Here is a 17927-nt window from a genome sequence, read left to right on the forward strand (position 1 = left end):
AATTGTGCAAATCGATTAAACTTCTTCCTGTAATCGATTTTACCACTTAAAACTATCTGAGGAAACTGCTCAATATTGGCTTTACCATTTATTTATTTCCTTGCTCCTTTCACATTTTGGACGCTAAAGCAGGAAATTAAAACATATCGTAAATAATAATTATTTCAATATTACGTAGGGTAAAGTAGAATTTTATGAGTAATTTATCAACGTTAATGCAGCGCGGCACCGAATTTTTGGGCTGTGACACCGCCATTATGTGCGGCGCGATGAGCTGGGTCTCTGAACGTCATTTGGTCAGTGCCATTTCAAATGCGGGAGGATTTGGGGTGATTGCATGCGGCGCAATGACGCCGGAATTATTGGACAATGAAATTGCAGCGACCAAGGCGATGACCCAAAAACCATTTGGTGTAAACCTTATCACCATGCATCCACAGCTTTTCGACCTTATCGCCATTTGCGATAAGCATAAGGTCAGCCATATTGTTCTTGCCGGTGGTCTGCCGCCAAAGGGCAGTTTAGAGGCGATTAAGGCCACCGGCGCAAAGGTGGTCTGTTTTGCCCCGGCCCTAACATTAGCAAAAAAATTCATCCGTTCGGGTGTTGATGCACTGGTTATTGAGGGGATGGAAGCAGGCGGCCATATTGGCCCGGTGGCAACATCGGTCTTGGCGCAGGAAATCCTGCCCGAAGTGGCCGACCAAATTCCCGTTTTTGTGGCAGGCGGCATCGGGCGTGGTGATTTAATGGCCAGCTATCTTCGCATGGGGGCATCGGGCGTGCAAATGGGCACTATTTTCGCCTGCGCTACCGAATCCATCGCCCATGAAAATTTCAAAAAGGCGTTTTTCCGTGCCAATGCCCGCGATGCAGTGGCCAGCGTGCAAATTGACCCGCGCCTTCCCGTTATTCCCGTTCGCGCCTTAAAAAATAAAGGCACAGAGGAATTTACGGCCAAACAACGCGAAGTCGCCAATTTATTGGATGAGGGCAAGGTCGATATGATGGAGGCCCAATTGCAAATTGAACATTATTGGGCGGGGGCACTGCGCCGTGCGGTGGTTGATGGCGATGTTGAAAATGGGTCAATTATGGCGGGCCAATCGGTTGGCATGGTGACAAAGGAACAGCCCGTGGCCGATATTATTGCGCAAATTATGAAAGAGGGCGAGGCGGCGCTTTCATAAAAATATTCACATAACAGGTCCGCGATGAAGATTAAGGGGCGCGAAGACCTGCCCTCATCTCGCTTATCGTCGATATTTTATGACGTTTGTCGAATTATAATGGGTCGCTGCTTGCCGCGATGATGGCTTTCGTCCATATTTATGGAAAATGGGGGTTATTATGGAAATAGATACAGGCGAAGCTGAAATAATATTACAGGAAATTAAAGGTAGCTACAGCCGCCTTACCCCACTTGATCCTGCCTATGTCAATGTTTTGCGCCTGTCATTTGGCTTGCTTGCGCTGCCTATTTTAATTGGCGCGGGCGTTTTGGAATTTGCCGAGCTGCTGCCCATGGGCAGTATCATCATTCCTGTAATTTTTATTATTGCATCATTATTATGGCGGCTGCCCATGCGGAAATATCGCAGATGGGGATATGATATGGCCGATGATAGATTGGAAATTGAGCGCGGATTCCTATTTTACCAAAATAGCATTGTGCCATTTAGCCGCGTGCAACATGTGGATGTCGGGCAAGGGCCGATTGAACGGATTTTCGGCATGGCGCATTTAATTTTATATACAGCGGGTCAACATAATAGCCATGTCACCCTGCCTGGTCTGACCCGTGATCAAGCAGAACAAATGCGCGACACTGCTCGCCATTATATTCGCAAAGCAAATATATGATGGATATTGGAAATAGCGGGAATAGCGAAAATATCTCCCCCCCTCCGCCATCAGCGCAGCAGCCAATTTTGCAAGACGCGCATATCAATATACCCAAAAGGACAAGCTTTTTGGGTATATTCATCAATATTATCGCCGGATTGCCCAATTTAATATTTCCTATGTTTGCAGGCATTTATGGTATTCAAAAAATTGAAAATATAGCCATTCCCTTTATCATCATGGGGGTAATTTTGCTCACTTTATTAACATATTGGTTAATATGGCTGCGCTTTACCTATATTTGTGATGAGGATGAAATCCGCATTGAAAGCGGGATAATATCACGCAATATCCGCACCATCTCTTATGACCGGATTCAGGATGTTAGTATTGAACAAAATCTGATTGCACAAATTTTAAGACTGGCCCAAGTAAAATTTGAAACAGGATCGGGCAAGGGCGATGATGCAAAATTACGTTTTGTAACCCAGAAAGAGGCGGATAATTTACGTAATTTGGTTCGCCGTCAAAAAAATGCGCCATACGCCAGTTCATCCCATAATAATGGTGAGCGCCCCGCCGATGATATAGAAATGGATGCGCCCCAGCATATTATTTTTCAAATGGATGATATGCGGATAATCATTTTTGGGTTTTTTCAATTTTCGCTTATTATCTTTGCCGTTTTGGCCGGTGCTGCCCAACAATTTGATTTCCTATTGCCTTTTGAAATTTGGGATTGGAAACATTGGGTTCAATTATTTACTGGAACAGATTTTAATATAGAAAAATACGGATTTGCAGCGCGTGTTTTCGGCGCATTATCGGCCATTTTCTCCCTTATCTTCATTGGCATAATAACTGGCATTACCCAGACATTATTACGCGAATATGGCTATAAATTGCGCTTAATGGGCGCTGGCTTTCGCCGGACTCGCGGCCTGATGAACAAAAGCGATGTGATTATCGCCATTAACAAAATTCAAGCAGCCGTCATTACCAGCGGCGCAATACGTAAAATTTGGGGTTGGCATGGCCTTAAATTTATCAGCCTGGCGCATGATATTGGCGATGATGGAAAGCAAGCAAGCGACCATATTGCTGCACCATTTGCACATTTAAATGAAATTAACGCCATATTGGCCCACACCAAAATTGATACCGATAGCGAGGGCTTAACATTTCATCGCACTGCGCATCAAAGCTGGTGGCTGGGCCTATTATTCATCATCCCCCTGCCCATATTGGGCATTGCCATTGCGTCATATATCTCCGGTGCGCCAATATATTGGACATATGGATTTTTCATTTTTGCCATTGCGACCAGTTATTTTTCATGGACGCGAACAAAATGGGCAATGAATGATGACTTTATCTATCATCAAACCGGCTGGTGGAATCAAAAATTCACCATATTGCCGCAGGATAATGTGCAATCAATTTCTGTTGTCCAAGGGCCTATTATGAAAAAATTGGGTCTGGCGCGTATAAAATTTGGCATTGGCGGTGGATATATCTCCATCGGTCATATTGATGCAAACAAAGCATATTATATGCAGCATTTATTGGCGAACAGGGTCGCGCCAGTTGATTTTAGCAAATTAAACAAATGATTTAATGGCTTAAAACTCAATTTTATTGGTTTCTATCGCCTTGCCATCCATATGCTTCATCGCCATGACAACCTGTCTATTGGTCCAATTTATGTCAATTTGGCCATAATTTGGCACAGACCATAGCCCGCCCAAACGCACATTATCTGGCTCTCTCTCGCCATCATCTCCCTTGCCAAAGGCAAAGTTTAACGATGAAGATGTAAATTCATAAATGGGTTTCTTTCCCGCCCCTTTATCATATTTATAAAAAGCCGCCGCATGGCGATCTCCAGACAGGAATATCGCATTTGCGATATTTTTGCTGTCCAACAAATTATATAATCGCGCCCGCTCCTTGGGGAAATTCACCCACCCTTCATATCCATGGGCGCTGGTTAATATTTGTGTGGAGGAAATAATAAAGCGCAAATCAGCAGGCTTGCTCAATTCAGCGGCCAGCCATTTCCACTGCGCATCGCCCAAAATTGTGGCGTCTTCATTTTCATTAGGGATATACCAACCCAGCGGCGGTGACTTTTCACGATAGGGCAAACGCGCCAAATCGGAACGGAAAAATCGAGTGTCCAGCATGATGAACTGAACACGTTTGCCCTGCGGCCCAACAATTCGGCTTTCATAAACGCCGGGCCGCGTTTTCACTTCATCGCTTACCTGCCAATAATTTTCGTAAATTTTTTCGGCCCATTCCTTATACGCATATGTGCCGCCCGCATCATTTGCGCCATAATCATGGTCATCCCATGTTGTCATCATTGGCACCTGCCCGCGAAAATTGGCAAATTCCGCGCGGCTGGAAAGCCGTCTATAACTATCCGAAAGGGTGGGAATATTGGCCGCATTGGTGCTGCCCGTATCGCCATAGACATTATCACCAATCAACAAAAATAATTGCGGATTTTGCGCGCCAATTTGGTTCCAAAATTCCATATCGCGATTTTCATTAACGCAAGAGCCAAAGGCAAATCGGGTCAGCACTTCATTATCGGATAATGTCGCCGCCATTGGCGCAGTGGGCAGGCTATCCTTCAATCCAGCATAATAAGGTCGCAGAGCCTCCTGCGCGGTCATTGGCGGCTGATTATCATCATTTTTTTCCGCCGCAATTACTGCTGATTTTTCAGATTGGCTGGTAATTGGACCGGCGGTATAATAGTTGGTCGTAGTTGAACAACCAGACAAAATCGCCACAGAACAAGCCGATAAAATCGCGCCTTTATAAATGGGGTTCATATGTGCTGCCTCCATATATTTCAGCTATTTTTATCGGCCCAATCCTTGGTCCAATTTTATGACAATTTGAAGTCATCCATCAAAGAAAATCAATATACCCGTTTTTTCGGTTTAATATATTCTATTTCCTCGGTCAGGGTGAATTCATGAACGGGGCGATAATCAATTTTCACCTCGCCAGCACCGCGCGCCTTATCCGGTCCGCCCCATCCATCAAATGTGGTGGTGGTGTGCTTCATCCAATTTTTATCGTCGCGATCGGGATAATCTTCCTGCATATGCGCACCGCGAGATTCCTTGCGGTTGGCGGCGGCATGCATGGTGACCATTGCTTGGCTGATAAGGTTATCAAGCTCCATCGTTTCGATTAAATCGGTATTCCAAATCATTGAACGGTCAGTCACGCCAATATCGGACATGCTGTCATATACTTTGCCAAGCTCAACCTTGCCGGCCTCCAACAGCTCATTATCGCGGAAAACAGCGGCATGTTTTTGCATGGTTTTTTGCATTTTCAACCTTATGTCTGCAGTGGGCGTGCCACCCTTTGCATAACGGAAATGGTCCAAACGACCCAATGACATATCGGTTGAATTTTTCGGCAATGGACGATGCGCAGTGCCCGGTTTAATTTTTTCGGCCAATCTTTTGCCTGTTGCACGGCCAAATACCACCAAATCGATAAGGCTGTTTGAACCCAAACGGTTCGCACCATGCACAGACACACATGCCGCCTCACCCACGGCGAATAATCCCGGGACAACATGATCAGGATTGCCATTTGTGGGATTAACCACCTCACCATGATAATTGGTGGGAATACCGCCCATATTATAATGCACCGTTGGCACAACAGGCAATGGTTGGCGGGTTAAATCGCGCCCTGCGAAAATTTTACCTGTTTCGGTAATGCCTGGCAGACGCTCTGCCAAAATGGCGGGATCAATATGGTCGAGATGCAGGTGGATATGATCACCCTCTGCGCCCACGCCGCGCCCTTCACGAATTTCCGCCGCCATTGATCGCGATACCACATCGCGGCTGGCCAAATCCTTTGCCGATGGGGCATAACGTTCCATAAAGCGCTCACCCTCTGAATTGGTCAGATAGCCGCCCTCACCGCGCGCACCCTCGGTAATTAAAACGCCCGCGCCATAAATGCCCGTGGGGTGGAATTGCACAAATTCCATATCCTGCAATGGTAAACCAGCGCGTAATACCATGCCGCCGCCATCGCCGGTGCAGGTATGCGCCGATGTTGCCGAGAAATAGCAACGGCCATATCCGCCTGTGGCCAACACCACGCCATGGCTGCGGAAACGGTGGATTGAACCATCCTCCATACACATGGCAATGACGCCGCGACATTCCGGTCCATCAGGGCCATCTTCCATAATCAAATCAATGGCGAAATATTCAATAAAGAAATCCGCATCATATTTTAATGATTGTTGGTATAGGGCGTGTAACATCGCATGACCGGTGCGGTCGGCGGCGGCGCAAGTGCGCTGTGCTGCTGGACCTTCGCCCATATTTTGCATCATGCCGCCAAAGGGGCGCTGATAAATTTTACCTTCACTGGTGCGGGAAAATGGCACACCTGCATGTTCCAATTCATAAACCGCAGCGGGTGCCTCACGGCACAAATATTCAATTGCATCCTGATCGCCCAGCCAATCTGAACCCTTTACTGTGTCGAACATATGCCATGTCCAATGGTCAGGCCCCATATTACCAAGGCTGGCCGCAATGCCGCCCTGCGCAGCAACAGTATGGCTGCGTGTGGGGAATACTTTGGTGATACATGCGGTTTTCAATCCCGCCTCTGCACTGCCCATTGTTGCACGAAGGCCAGAGCCACCCGCACCAACAACAACTGTATCATAACTATGGTCGATAATTTTATATGCATTGTCGGACATTATGCAGGCACTCCAGCAAAGGCTAATTTCGTAATAACAAAGATTCCAAAGACGCTACCGCCAATGGCGTAAATATATAATAATGCCATCGCACCGATTTTTAATCCATCATCATGGACATAATCCTCAATCAACACCTGCATCCCCAATTTAATGTGCCAAAAAATGCTGGCCACCATTAAAATCATGGGAACAGCAACTAATGGCATGGACAGCCATCCGGCCAATGTTTCATATTCATAATTGGGCAGCATCAATAATGATGCAATTAACCACCCCATCAATAACGCATTGGTCAGCGCGGTAAAACGTTGCACCAACCAATGATGCGCACCTGATTTGGCCGATCCCAATCCGCGAACGCGTCCGATTCCTGTTCCATTACCCATTGGTTACACTCCCTGAAGCATAAAAAATATACGCCCAAAGGGCCGTTGTGCATAAAATAGCAGCGATAAAGACAATGATTGACCAGCTTTTATTACTGGTCAATTCATAACCCGCGCCAATGTCGAGGACAAAATGGCGAATACCGGAAAATAAATGTTGAAAAAATGTCCAGCTAAGACCGATTAAAATGACATAGCCGATATTATACCATGCAAGACAATCTTTAAATGATTGAAAGGATTCTGGTCCATTTGCCAAAGCATATAGCCACCAAAGCAATAATATCCCGCCGGCCACGGCCAAAATATTACCCGTCATGCGGTGAAAAATTGATATCGCCATATGCGGCCCCCATTTATACACCTGCAAATGCGGTGAAATGGGACGAGTTTGCTTTTTATCCATCAATCATAACCCTGTATTTATTTAATATAAACTGTGCGTCATATTTTTTATAATATTCAGCCCAGCCTTATACCAGCTTTTCTTTATAGCTGCTATTTACGCAATTAAATCAGGGGTGCAAGCGAAACCCCAATTTTTTCTAAATAATATGCTAAATTTTCACCAGATTTTTATGGCTAACAATCTATTAACCATTTTGTGCCAAATGTAAAAACACATCACATTTAATATTTATTTGGGTGACTCAAATGGGTGCGTTCAAACCAAATAATATATTATTTAACTAGGAATAGCGCGATTATGACGAGCACAGGACATTTTGAAAAGAACGCAATCGAGTTGATACGCACATTTGACCCAAATGGCGAACATGCCAAATCATGCCGTATAATCGGTACAATGCTTGAAAATGATTTAGAAGAAGTGTGCGCAGAATATTGGAATTTCTGGCTTTCACGTGGTTTTTTCAGTGAACTAAACGACAAAAAAATGTTCAAAATGGCCGTTGACCGCATTGTCCCCTATCTTCGCGACCGTTTACAAAATGACGAAGATGCCCAATGGGTAAAATGGATTGAAAAACATATTGTGATGTTGTTTGAACGCAAAGTGCCCTTGGGCCTGTTATTGGCGTCGACTCACCATATAAATAATTGCATGTCACAAAAAATGTTTAATCACAAAACAGAGGAAAATATTTCCGACCTGACATCCGCTTTAATGGCGAATTGCAGTTTGGAATTGGCATTATATGCCCATGCCTATGCCGAGGCGGATAAAAATAATATCAACATGTTGCGCAGCGAACAAAGCGTTGCATTTGAAATGGAAATCGGCGGCTTTACCCAAGAAATCGCCAATCAATCCGAACGTTTGCGTGAACAAAGCTCTCAATCGGCAAATATGGCGCGCGGCATGTTGGACAAGGCATTTGAGGTTGCCACCGCATCGGAACAATCCGCCGTCGCCATGCGCGAGGCAGCCCAAACAGCAGCCGGATTGATTCGCGCAATTGAGGACACACGCAATGATGTGATTAGCGCGTCGAAAGTATCTGCCAGATTGTTGGAACAATCCGAATTTTCAACCAGCGCGGGCAGCACATTGGTCGAACAATCGCAATCAATCGAATCCATTTTAGGTTTAATTCGCGATATTGCCGGACAGACAAATTTGCTTGCCCTAAACGCCACCATTGAGGCGGCACGGGCCGGTGATGCAGGGCGAGGTTTTGCAGTGGTTGCGCAGGAGGTTAAAAGCCTTGCCCACCAAACCGCGCAGGCCACCGACGATATTGCCAATAAAATTTCCGATATTCAAAATGCAACCCAAACCACGGTTGAATCAAATAATGTCATGAAACAAACCGTGGATGAGTTGGAATTATTTTCTGCGCGATTGCGCCAATCAATGGAAGATCAGGCACAAACCGTGATGACCATTACCGCATCGGTTGACGAAACTGCCTTGGCCGCCGACCTTATGTCATCCACCATTTCCACCATACGCGGTGATACCGAATTGGTGGTTGAGGAAATGTCCTCTCTTGCCGATGGATTGGGCAAGGTGGATAGCCAAATTAGCGCGCTGGAGAAAAATTCAAATACTTTCTTAAAGAAAATTTCCAACGGGTAAGTTTTTTAATCAATACGCCTTTGGGGCTTTCCATCCGGCCTCCCATTGCCTAAACATTGGCGATGAACAAAAATAAACATATTTATGTCACCGGCGCCAGCCGGGGCATTGGCGCAGCAATTGCCCTTAATCTGGCCGAAAAGGGCCACAAAATTATAGCTCAGCATAGCGGCGCAAATTTAAATATTAAACCGCCGCACCCCAATATACATTATATCATAGCGGATTTCGCCAATGTTAATGCCGTCAGCAAATCATGGGACGAGGCGCAAAAAATATGGGACGGAAAAATTGATATTTTAATCAATAATGCCGGCATTTTTACCTCAAATCCAATTATCAATGCCGATGATAACTGGCTGTCCAATTGGCAATCAACCATCGATATAAATTTAACCGCTGCGGCCATTTTATCGCGCCATGCGGTCATGAGTTGGTTGAATGATGAGGGGGTAAATAATGCCGCCATGAATAATAGCAGCGAAATTATTGTTAAAGGCCGGATTATCAATATCTCCAGCCGCGCTGCACATCGCGGGGATTCGCCCGACCATTGGCACTATGCCGCCGCAAAGGGGGGAATGGTTTCCATGACAAAAACAATCGCACGGGCATATGCCGCGCATGAAATTTTGGCCTTTTCCATCTGCCCCGGATTTACCATGACGGGCATGGCCGATGAATATTTGCAAAGCAGGGGCGGCGAAAAATTGCTGCGCGATATTCCACTGGGCCGTGTTGCCACCCCGCAAGAAATTGCCGAAATTGCGTCATTTTGCGCGCTAAACGCCCCGCCCAGCATGACCGGCGCGGTCATGGATGTGAACGGAGCAAGCTATGTCAGATAATGAAAATATGCCCGATAATGGAAATAATCCACCGCTCTATTCATATAATGAAGATGAAAGTGGAAGCTGGAAATGCACCATTAACTGTTCGCGAATTGAGGCGCAGGCCATTGCCGATTTTGATGATATCGCCCTGTTTTTTGACGAAACACCCACCATTGTCGCGCGCGAAACTGTGCCCGATGATCATCAAAGCTGGGTCGCGGAATTTTATTTAAATAGCGAGATTAAGCCGGAACAAGTGGCAGTATTTTTGAGCAATATTTTGCCAGAGGCAGATTTAGGCCATGATGTAAATATTATTTTTGTGCCCCATGAAGATTGGGTAACGTTAAGCCAACAAGGGATGGAGCCGCTGCATATTGGTCGATTTTATGTACATGACAGCAATTGCGCGCCAAGCCAAAATCCCCAAATTCGCAATTTTGAAATAAATGCATCTCAGGCATTTGGCACCGGCCATCATGAAACCACCGCCGGATGTTTGCAACAAATTGATAATTTATCAATAAATGACGCATCTTTTTCAAATATTGCCGATATTGGCACCGGCACCGGATTATTGGCATTTGCGGCGCAGCATTTATGGCCACAGGCGCATATTTTAGCCAGCGATATTGACCCCATTGCCATTGACATGGCCGCACGTTTTGCCGCTGCAAATGATATTCACATTGGCGAGGCAGCGGGTCAATTATCATTGTGTGTCGCCAGCGGGACTGACCATCCACAAATTATGGGCCGTGCGCCCTATGATTTGTTAATTGCCAATATTTTGGCCGGCCCTTTGGTGGAACTTGCCCCCGCCTTTGCCAATATTGCCGCGACAAATGGCAGCTTAATCCTTGCCGGATTGCTGAATAATCAATCGGCAACGGTGATTGCCGAATATGAAAAATATGGGTTTCAACTTGTCTCGCAACATGCAAATGGCGACTGGCCCACATTAATGTTCAAACGCATTTTGCAAAATGGTGTTCGTGAAACCTATATCCACAATGGAAAGACCAGCCAGACAGATGGTGATTATGGCGAATGGTAATGTGAAAATTTATTGTAATTGCAATAATTTAGCAGGATCAAAAAATTCCGCCGCATCGCCCACATTAAATGGTCGGCCAATATAAAATCCTTGCAAATAATCCACCGGCAAAGCCCGTAAAATCATTTTGTGATCTTCGCTTTCCACGCCCGTTGCCACGACGGGCATGTTAATAGATCGCAGCAACATCAATAAACCATGATATAAATCCAGCGCGCGCGGGCAATTGCGCGCCTCATGCAATAAATGATGATCAATTTTCACCATCTCGATTTTCATTTTTTGCAGCACGCTGATAGCGGCAAGACCAGAGCCAAAATCATCCAAAATCACCCCAACACCGCGCGACTGCAAAATATTTAAAATCTTTATCATCGCATCCAAATCAGTGACCAGCGATGTTTCTTTCAATTCAATTTTTAATCTGGTCAGATCAAAATCGCGGCTATCTGCCAATTTAACCAATTTTTGCAGCGACCTTTTTGACATGATTTCCCGCGCACTCATATTGAAAGATATCCAGATATTTTGCGGCCAAAAATCCATGCTTTCCAATAATTTTATGAATAAATGCTCGGATAATTTATCCATCAAGCCCATATCTTGCGCAACTTGCAAAAACTCTCTTGGCGACACATCCCCTATATGCGGAATTTTCCAACGGGCAAGCGCCTCTAAACCAACAATATGATGGCTATTTGAGCTTAATATTGGTTGGAATAATAGCTGAATTTTTGCAAATTCCGTTTCATTGGTTAATGCATTTTCAATCGCGGAACGGCGCTTTAATGCCTCCTCCATTGATTGGATAAAGGGCCTATATTTGCTTTGGCGCGATTTTTTTGCGCTATAAAGCGCAATATCTGCACGTTTCAGCATTTGTTCAAATTTAACATCCCGTTTAACCGAGAAACTTGACCCTATTCCCGCCCCAACATTATGGAAAACGCCATTTATTTCAATTTGTTTTGTAAGTGATGTAATAATCAATCTAGCCAAGGCGCTGATTTTAGATTGGGTTGCATTATAAACCAATATCGCAAATTCATCGCCGCCCAATCGTGCCAAATGCTGCCCTTCACCTAAGCATTTTTCAAATCTTTGCATCGAAATTTTCAACACCTCATCACCAACATCATGGCCATAGGTGTCATTGACCATTTTAAAACCGTTTAAATCTATCAACAATAAACCAACGCCATTTTCCTTTTGCCTTGGCGTTAGGGCATCAAGCCAGCCGACAAATGCGCGCCGATTTGGTAATAATGTTAAAGCGTCCTGATTGGCCAATCGGTGGGCACGTGCTTTTTCAAACCCAATTAACATATTGGACCGGACCATGGTTTTTAACTGTTCCCACTGGGCCTGAACCATTTTTGTAACCAATAAACCGATGATGGTTAAATTAAGCCCGCCCAAAGCCAAATTTCCATCACCCACAATGGCTAAACTGACCGAAATGGGAACAGCCCCGAATAAGATAACTATATAGGCTGCGCTGGGCATGCTTAAAAGGCAATATGTGCATGTAATACAACTTAAAATTGCAAAAAAACCGGCATAATATCTATCTTGCGGGTTCATTAAAACCATGCCAGTTATTGCCCAATAACCAAGTAATAGGGTGAATAAAAGCGCGACAATATTTACTATATAAAGCTTTTGTTGAACTTGCTTTGCCCGCAATTTTGCCGTCGGTGCAATATCGCGCCGCCAATATATCATTCGTATCAGCGCACCGACACATAATAATAACGGAAAACCAAAAGCAAAAATGGGGCTCACCGATTCACTAATCACAATGGCAAGGAATAAGCTGTTGATAACCAATAATGAATATAGGATGGGTATTTGTTTTTTAATCGCGGCAAATTGCTCACGCATCAACGATGCGCTGTGCCCGCGCATGCTAAATTCCAACCAAATTTTTTGAGCCGCGCCCAACAACACAGATAATTCTCCTATATGAATTTTGGCATAGAGGAGACACCTTAATTATTTATAAAAAAGTCGATATATTCACCGCTTTTTGAATAATTTTATTATATTATAAAATTGAAATCGACAATCACCGCGCCAAATATTTTATGTTTTTAATTGGGCATATTTTTGGCTGCCCCGATGCAATATGATGTCCGTGTCAATTAAGTCGGCGATTTTAATATCGGGCAATTGTTCCAACCCACGATATAGCGGGCCGAAATCGGTTTCCACCGTCGCCTTTAACAAATCATCCAAAGATTCAATCACAAAATAATTTTGTTGATAATCATCGATACGATATTCGGTGCGCATAATACGCTGTAAATCAAACATTATTCTGTTCGGGCTGCCATCATCCAATGCGAAAATACTCTCGCCATAGCTTGAAACGATACCCGCCCCATAAATACGCAGCTCCCCATCCTCTTTAATCAAGCCAAACTCTACCGTATACCAATATAATCGGGCCAAATGGTCCAACGCATCATATTCCAAACTACGCAGCCCGCCCTTGCCATATGCCTGCATATAATCGGCAAAAACAGGATCAGCCAGCATCGGCACATGGCCAAAAACATCATGGAAAATATCCGGTTCTTGTAAATAATCCAATTGATGCGGTTTACGAATGAAATTACCCGCCGGAAATCGGCGATTGGCAAGATGGTCAAAAAACACATCATCAGGGACAAGGCCAGGAACAGCCACAACCTGCCATCCTGTTGCTGCAATCAATCTTTCATTCAATATCGCATAATCAGGGATGCCGGGTTTTTCCAATTTCAATACGTCTATGCCCTGCATAAAGGCGCGGCAGGCCCGCCCAGGCAACATTTTGCTCTGCCGTGCGAATAAATGATCCCACATTTCATGCTCATCTTGGGTAAAATTATCCCAATTTTGATCAACCGTCCAATCCTCGCGGCTATGGGCGGGACGCTGTGTATAAACGTGCAGATCATCTTGTGACATAGGTGAAAATCTCTATTGCTATGCGGCATATTTCCGCAAATTTTGAAAAACAAGTTACATTGGATACCATAATATATCTTATGCTGTAAAGCGAATGTGATGTCGTTTATCGGTGAAAAATAGGGGTCAAAAATCTAATAACCCATTACGGTTTAACACTGTGACGCCGCCATATTCACGTTTCACCAAATTGCTTTTTTCCATTTTTTCCAAAAGCCCCGATATTGTAACGCGTGAAAGCCCCAATAGCTCGCCTAATTCCTGTTGTGTAACAGGTATATGGACCGGCATTTCAAGCCCGCGGCACATGCTATATAAATTATAACTTAATCGCCAGGATGCCGAACGGTGGCGTTCTTTGATAAATGTATCAACCAAAATTTGAAATTGTTTGGAAAGAATGGCGGTCACCATGGATAATATTTTAATATCAGAATGAACAATATTGTTAAATTTACGCGCATCAATTTTGTAAATCTCGGTTTCACCCATAACCAACGCATCAACAACCCGTGTAAAGCCACCCAATGTGGCAAGCTCGCCAAAACTATCCCCCTGCCCCATAATGATGATTAAATGAAATTTACCATCCTGATCATGTTGCCCCAATTTCACTCGGCCCTTTTTAATCAACCAAATACTATCCACATCATCACCAGTAATGGCCAGACTCTCGCCGCCCTTATATTTTTTTAACCGTGCATCAGATAATATTTTATCCACCACTTCGATTGGCAGGCTGGAGATAAGGCTGGGAAAATCAGCATTATTTCCCATAAATCCATATTTAGTTGGTGATTGTAAATTATTTAACATTCTAAATCATCCTTTACGATTATATAGAGGGTCTTGGCAAGCCTTTAGGTCGCACCATGAGGAGGAGAGAGGGATTTGGAATATTCAACAATAGCTATATTAGCGATTTATTTCGCATTTGGTTTATTGGAATTATCTAAATCAAATTTATTTGCCAAGGAAGAACAAACATTTGATGACGGTGTTGTTGAAATTGTGGGAACTTCGGCTCTTTTACTTTTTACACAACCCTTCATCTTGGTTTCGGCGCAATTCATTTTGGGGGAAATTGCGCCACAGTGGAAGGGTGCATTGACGGACATATCTATATGGGCCGCCATTGCACTCTTCCTTATTTTTGATGATATGACACAATATTGGTGGCACCGTGCATCGCATAGTTTTTCATGGCTATATAATCTGCACCGTGCACATCATAATGCCCGATATATGAGCATAAGGTTGGTTTATCGTAACAATATTTTTTATTATTTTTTAATGCCCGGCATTTGGTTTTCCGGCGCGTTAATTTATTTGGGGCTTGGCTGGGTCTATGCTGGATATATAATCGTTAAATTAACGGTGATTATCGGTGCACATAGCGATGTTGCGTGGGACAAGCCGCTTTATAAAATAAAATGGTTATCGCCCATAATGTGGGTGGTAGAGCGCACCATTTCCACACCAGCCACGCATCATGCGCATCATGGCCGCCATTATGATGACCCCGCGGTAAATTATAAGGGCAATTTTGGTAATTTATTATTTTTCTGGGACGTTATTTTCGGCACAGCGAAAATCACCCGCACCTATCCACAAAATTATGGTGTAGAAAATTTGCCAGACGCCACCTTGGGTCAACAATTATTATGGCCCATTTTTCCAGAAAATAAGGATTAATCATCCCGCATCGTAAATGTACGCGACGCAAGAAGGCCAAAGCTATGCTCATCGCCTACTTTCAAATTTCCGCTGGCAAATTGTTCCTTTAATCTTTGCCCATCTCGTAAGCGATATTCCGCGACAATTTGTTTGCGTGCATTGGCCGAAATGCCCATTTTTTGCATCGCTTTATCGCCCAAGATAATCGCAGATTCCAATATCTCCCGCACGCTGATAATATCCTTATCCGGCATTAATTCCAATGTTTGCCGCCGATCAAAACTGCGCACAAATATATTGGCATGGGGGAAACTTTCCCTAATCGGAATAATGCTTTCGGCGGTTACCTGTCGGTCATCTATGCAAAAAATAATCGATGATGCCTCATCCGCGCCGGCACGGCGTAATAAATCAACCCTTGTTCCATCGCCATAAAAAACTTTGCGCCCAAATTCTTCGCTTAACTCAATTTGCGCGGGTTTTCGGTCAATTAAGACAACCGATACAGACGCGGCCTGTAATAATTGAGAGACCGTTTGACCAAAACGTCCATGACCAACAATGATAACATTGGATTTTTCGGCCATTTCTGGCCCATCCATCTCCACATCTTTCTTTTTTGCCCGCCGGGTCAACCATTGCGCCAAAATGATAAGAAATGGTGTGGTCGCCATAGAAAGTGTGATGACCGCACCAAATAAGCTGACCGCCGCCGCTTCAATCAACAATGATTGCTGCGCCGCCGCAAATAGAACAAAACCAAACTCGCCGCCCTGTGATAATAATAAACCCATTATAATCGCCCGCCCACTGGGCAATCCAAATAATCGGCCAAGGGCGAATATAATGGTGATTTTGCTTATCACCAGTGCCGCCGCCATGCCAATTATCAAAAATGGGCTGTTCATTAAAATATTCAGGTCAAGCATCATGCCCACCGCCAAAAAGAATAAACCCAATAGAATGGAACGAAATGGATCGACATCCGCCTCTATTTCATGGCGATAGGGCGATTCCGCCAACATAACGCCCGCCACAAATGCGCCCAATGCGGCGGATAAACCCAAATATTGCATCAATGCTGCGCTGGCGCACACTGTGAACAATCCCACAACGATGAATAATTCCCGTTCGGCAATTCGGCCCACTAATTTTAATATTGGCTCTAATAAAAACCGCCCTGCCAGCACCAATGCGCCAATGGCCAAAAGTGCATAAACGCCCAATAACCAACCGCTTGCCTGATTTGGTTCAGCCGGAGCACGCGACAATGCCGCGACCAGGGTAAGCAAGGGAACGATGGATAAATCCTGAAATAATAGGATTGAAAATGATTTTGACCCATAATCGGTTTTTAATCGCCCGCGCGATTGTAACAATGGCAAAACCTGTGCCGTGGAGGAAAGCCCCAATGGCAATCCGATGACCAGCGCCGCCTGCCAGCTAAATCCGCTTGTCATATAAATAATGCCAAACATCACCAACCCGCATAAAATTACCTGTAACGGGCCAAGCAAAAATATATCGCGCCGCATATTCCACAATCGGCGCGGGGATAACTCCAAGCCGACAAGGAATAATAATAAAATAATCCCTATTTCCGAAAATGCCAAAATTGTTTCGGCATTGCTGACCAAGGCAAACCCCTGCGGCCCAACCATGATACCCGCCGCCAAATATCCCAAAACTGCGCCAAGCCCCAATTTACGAAATAATAACACGAAAATTAAAGCTGCGCCCAATAAAACCACCCCGCCCATGAACAAGGATTCGGTGATATGATGCGTATCTACAGCCTCCACCGATTGAGCGAAAATTGCCAAATTTGCCGCACTGAAATGCACAGTGGAGGAAATATAATCATTCATCATGGCGTTTTTAATTTCTCCATCGCACCAAATAGCGCATCATAGGGCAATAAAATGGCGGAATGACGCGCGGGATAATCCCGCGCCGATTGCAAAAATGATAATTCCGGCCATACTTTTATGTCGGTAACGCTGTTTGGATTATCAAGGCTATTTTGATTATCTAGGTTATTTTGATGATGTCGCGTCGCCTCATCCTTGCCCAATATTGCCAATAATTTGGCATGTTGCACGCGAATTTCATCCACATTCAACCCAATAATATGCCGGTCCAATATCGCCGCGCTTGCCTGGCCCAGGGCGCAGCTTTTCGCCCTAATCGCGAAATCAGATATGCGATCATTTTCATCCAATGACAGCTCAACCGACAGGATACCGCCGCAAACCCTGCTTGTCACCTCATGCGTGCTTTGCGGCGCAGACAGCTTATCATCAGGGCGCAATTGCATCGACAATCGCAAAATATCCAATGAATAAAGCGCCTCTGCCATAAA

The 17927-nt window shown here is 44.6% G+C and carries 16 protein-coding genes; 7 read left to right on the forward strand and 9 right to left on the reverse strand.

Annotated features, from left to right (window positions below):
* Positions 1 to 194 precede the first annotated feature (194 nt).
* The 3 genes from LPB140_RS10060 (at position 195) to LPB140_RS10070 (ending at position 3458) form a co-directional block, all read left to right on the forward strand.
* Positions 195 to 1190, forward strand: coding sequence for an NAD(P)H-dependent flavin oxidoreductase (locus LPB140_RS10060; RefSeq protein ID WP_072559716.1), 996 nt, complete (start codon positions 195 to 197; stop codon positions 1188 to 1190).
* A 160-nt stretch (positions 1191 to 1350) separates the two neighbouring features.
* Entirely contained in the window at positions 1351 to 1863 is a 513-nt protein-coding gene (locus tag LPB140_RS10065) for a PH domain-containing protein (RefSeq protein WP_083550595.1), read from the forward strand.
* On the forward strand, positions 1860 to 3458 hold the full coding sequence (locus LPB140_RS10070) for a PH domain-containing protein (protein ID WP_072559717.1): 1599 nt from the start codon (positions 1860 to 1862) through the stop codon (positions 3456 to 3458). Before LPB140_RS10065 ends, LPB140_RS10070 begins: the two co-directional genes overlap by 4 nt.
* A gap of 9 nt (positions 3459 to 3467) precedes the next feature.
* Here LPB140_RS10070 and LPB140_RS10075 read toward each other — a convergent pair whose 3' ends face one another.
* From LPB140_RS10075 to sdhC, 4 genes are all read right to left on the reverse strand, one after another.
* Entirely contained in the window at positions 3468 to 4706 is a 1239-nt protein-coding gene (locus tag LPB140_RS10075) for an alkaline phosphatase D family protein (RefSeq protein WP_072559718.1), read from the reverse strand.
* A 74-nt stretch (positions 4707 to 4780) separates the two neighbouring features.
* Positions 4781 to 6613 (reverse strand): succinate dehydrogenase flavoprotein subunit, encoded by a 1833-nt coding sequence (sdhA, locus tag LPB140_RS10080; RefSeq protein ID WP_072559719.1) that lies wholly within the window; start codon positions 6611 to 6613, stop codon positions 4781 to 4783.
* Positions 6613 to 7002: a succinate dehydrogenase, hydrophobic membrane anchor protein gene (gene sdhD, locus LPB140_RS10085; RefSeq protein WP_072559720.1), complete on the reverse strand. Its 390-nt coding sequence runs from the start codon at positions 7000 to 7002 to the stop codon at positions 6613 to 6615. The genes sdhA and sdhD overlap by 1 nt, the downstream gene beginning before the upstream one ends.
* Positions 6995 to 7408, reverse strand: a complete 414-nt coding sequence (gene sdhC, locus LPB140_RS10090; protein ID WP_072559721.1) for a succinate dehydrogenase, cytochrome b556 subunit — start codon at positions 7406 to 7408, stop codon at positions 6995 to 6997. Before sdhC ends, sdhD begins: the two co-directional genes overlap by 8 nt.
* 300 nt (positions 7409 to 7708) lie before the next feature.
* Between sdhC and LPB140_RS10095 the strand changes: the two genes are divergently transcribed.
* From LPB140_RS10095 to LPB140_RS10105, 3 genes are all read left to right on the forward strand, one after another.
* Positions 7709 to 9043: a methyl-accepting chemotaxis protein gene (locus LPB140_RS10095; RefSeq protein WP_072559722.1), complete on the forward strand. Its 1335-nt coding sequence runs from the start codon at positions 7709 to 7711 to the stop codon at positions 9041 to 9043.
* 62 nt (positions 9044 to 9105) lie between these two features.
* Positions 9106 to 9891 (forward strand): SDR family NAD(P)-dependent oxidoreductase, encoded by a 786-nt coding sequence (locus tag LPB140_RS10100; protein ID WP_072559723.1) that lies wholly within the window; start codon positions 9106 to 9108, stop codon positions 9889 to 9891.
* Entirely contained in the window at positions 9881 to 10933 is a 1053-nt protein-coding gene (locus LPB140_RS10105) for a 50S ribosomal protein L11 methyltransferase (RefSeq protein ID WP_083550314.1), read from the forward strand. Before LPB140_RS10100 ends, LPB140_RS10105 begins: the two co-directional genes overlap by 11 nt.
* A 9-nt stretch (positions 10934 to 10942) precedes the next feature.
* Here LPB140_RS10105 and LPB140_RS10110 read toward each other — a convergent pair whose 3' ends face one another.
* The 3 genes from LPB140_RS10110 to LPB140_RS10120 form a co-directional block, all read right to left on the reverse strand.
* Positions 10943 to 12841, reverse strand: a complete 1899-nt coding sequence (locus tag LPB140_RS10110; protein ID WP_198024111.1) for a putative bifunctional diguanylate cyclase/phosphodiesterase — start codon at positions 12839 to 12841, stop codon at positions 10943 to 10945.
* Positions 12842 to 13018: 177 nt separating this feature from the next.
* Positions 13019 to 13888 (reverse strand): phenylalanine 4-monooxygenase, encoded by an 870-nt coding sequence (phhA, locus tag LPB140_RS10115; protein ID WP_072559725.1) that lies wholly within the window; start codon positions 13886 to 13888, stop codon positions 13019 to 13021.
* Positions 13889 to 14014: 126 nt separating this feature from the next.
* Complete coding sequence (locus tag LPB140_RS10120; RefSeq protein WP_072559726.1) at positions 14015 to 14704, reverse strand: Crp/Fnr family transcriptional regulator; 690 nt, start codon at positions 14702 to 14704, stop codon at positions 14015 to 14017.
* A 75-nt stretch (positions 14705 to 14779) separates the two neighbouring features.
* Here LPB140_RS10120 and LPB140_RS10125 point away from each other — a divergent pair, with 75 nt between their 5' ends.
* Positions 14780 to 15583 carry a sterol desaturase family protein gene (locus tag LPB140_RS10125; RefSeq protein WP_072559727.1) on the forward strand — a complete coding sequence of 268 codons (804 nt, stop codon included), beginning with the start codon at positions 14780 to 14782 and terminating at the stop codon, positions 15581 to 15583.
* Here LPB140_RS10125 and LPB140_RS10130 read toward each other — a convergent pair.
* Complete coding sequence (locus LPB140_RS10130; RefSeq protein ID WP_072560849.1) at positions 15580 to 17325, reverse strand: monovalent cation:proton antiporter-2 (CPA2) family protein; 1746 nt, start codon at positions 17323 to 17325, stop codon at positions 15580 to 15582. The genes LPB140_RS10125 and LPB140_RS10130 overlap by 4 nt on opposite strands.
* A gap of 107 nt (positions 17326 to 17432) precedes the next feature.
* Positions 17433 to 17924: an iron-sulfur cluster assembly scaffold protein gene (locus tag LPB140_RS10135; protein ID WP_072559728.1), complete on the reverse strand. Its 492-nt coding sequence runs from the start codon at positions 17922 to 17924 to the stop codon at positions 17433 to 17435.
* Between the last annotated feature and the right edge of the window lie 3 nt (positions 17925 to 17927).

The organism is Sphingorhabdus lutea, from assembly GCF_001889025.1.
Lineage (GTDB): Bacteria > Pseudomonadota > Alphaproteobacteria > Sphingomonadales > Sphingomonadaceae > Sphingorhabdus_B > Sphingorhabdus_B lutea.

Bases quoted from the DNA above. Each gene is read 5' to 3' on its own strand.
- LPB140_RS10060 (WP_072559716.1), top strand. From the start codon at position 195: ATGAGTAATTTATCAACGTTAATGCAGCGCGGCACCGAATTTTTGGGC.
- LPB140_RS10065 (WP_083550595.1), top strand. From the start codon at position 1,351: ATGGAAATAGATACAGGCGAAGCTGAAATAATATTACAGGAAATTAAA.
- LPB140_RS10070 (WP_072559717.1), top strand. From the start codon at position 1,860: ATGATGGATATTGGAAATAGCGGGAATAGCGAAAATATCTCCCCCCCT.
- LPB140_RS10075 (WP_072559718.1), bottom strand. From the start codon at position 4,706: ATGGAGGCAGCACATATGAACCCCATTTATAAAGGCGCGATTTTATCG.
- sdhA (WP_072559719.1), bottom strand. From the start codon at position 6,613: ATGTCCGACAATGCATATAAAATTATCGACCATAGTTATGATACAGTT.
- sdhD (WP_072559720.1), bottom strand. From the start codon at position 7,002: ATGGGTAATGGAACAGGAATCGGACGCGTTCGCGGATTGGGATCGGCC.
- sdhC (WP_072559721.1), bottom strand. From the start codon at position 7,408: ATGGATAAAAAGCAAACTCGTCCCATTTCACCGCATTTGCAGGTGTAT.
- LPB140_RS10095 (WP_072559722.1), top strand. From the start codon at position 7,709: ATGACGAGCACAGGACATTTTGAAAAGAACGCAATCGAGTTGATACGC.
- LPB140_RS10100 (WP_072559723.1), top strand. From the start codon at position 9,106: ATGAACAAAAATAAACATATTTATGTCACCGGCGCCAGCCGGGGCATT.
- LPB140_RS10105 (WP_083550314.1), top strand. From the start codon at position 9,881: ATGTCAGATAATGAAAATATGCCCGATAATGGAAATAATCCACCGCTC.
- LPB140_RS10110 (WP_198024111.1), bottom strand. From the start codon at position 12,841: ATGCGCGGGCACAGCGCATCGTTGATGCGTGAGCAATTTGCCGCGATT.
- phhA (WP_072559725.1), bottom strand. From the start codon at position 13,888: ATGTCACAAGATGATCTGCACGTTTATACACAGCGTCCCGCCCATAGC.
- LPB140_RS10120 (WP_072559726.1), bottom strand. From the start codon at position 14,704: ATGTTAAATAATTTACAATCACCAACTAAATATGGATTTATGGGAAAT.
- LPB140_RS10130 (WP_072560849.1), bottom strand. From the start codon at position 17,325: ATGGGCGGGGTGGTTTTATTGGGCGCAGCTTTAATTTTCGTGTTATTA.
- LPB140_RS10135 (WP_072559728.1), bottom strand. From the start codon at position 17,924: ATGGCAGAGGCGCTTTATTCATTGGATATTTTGCGATTGTCGATGCAA.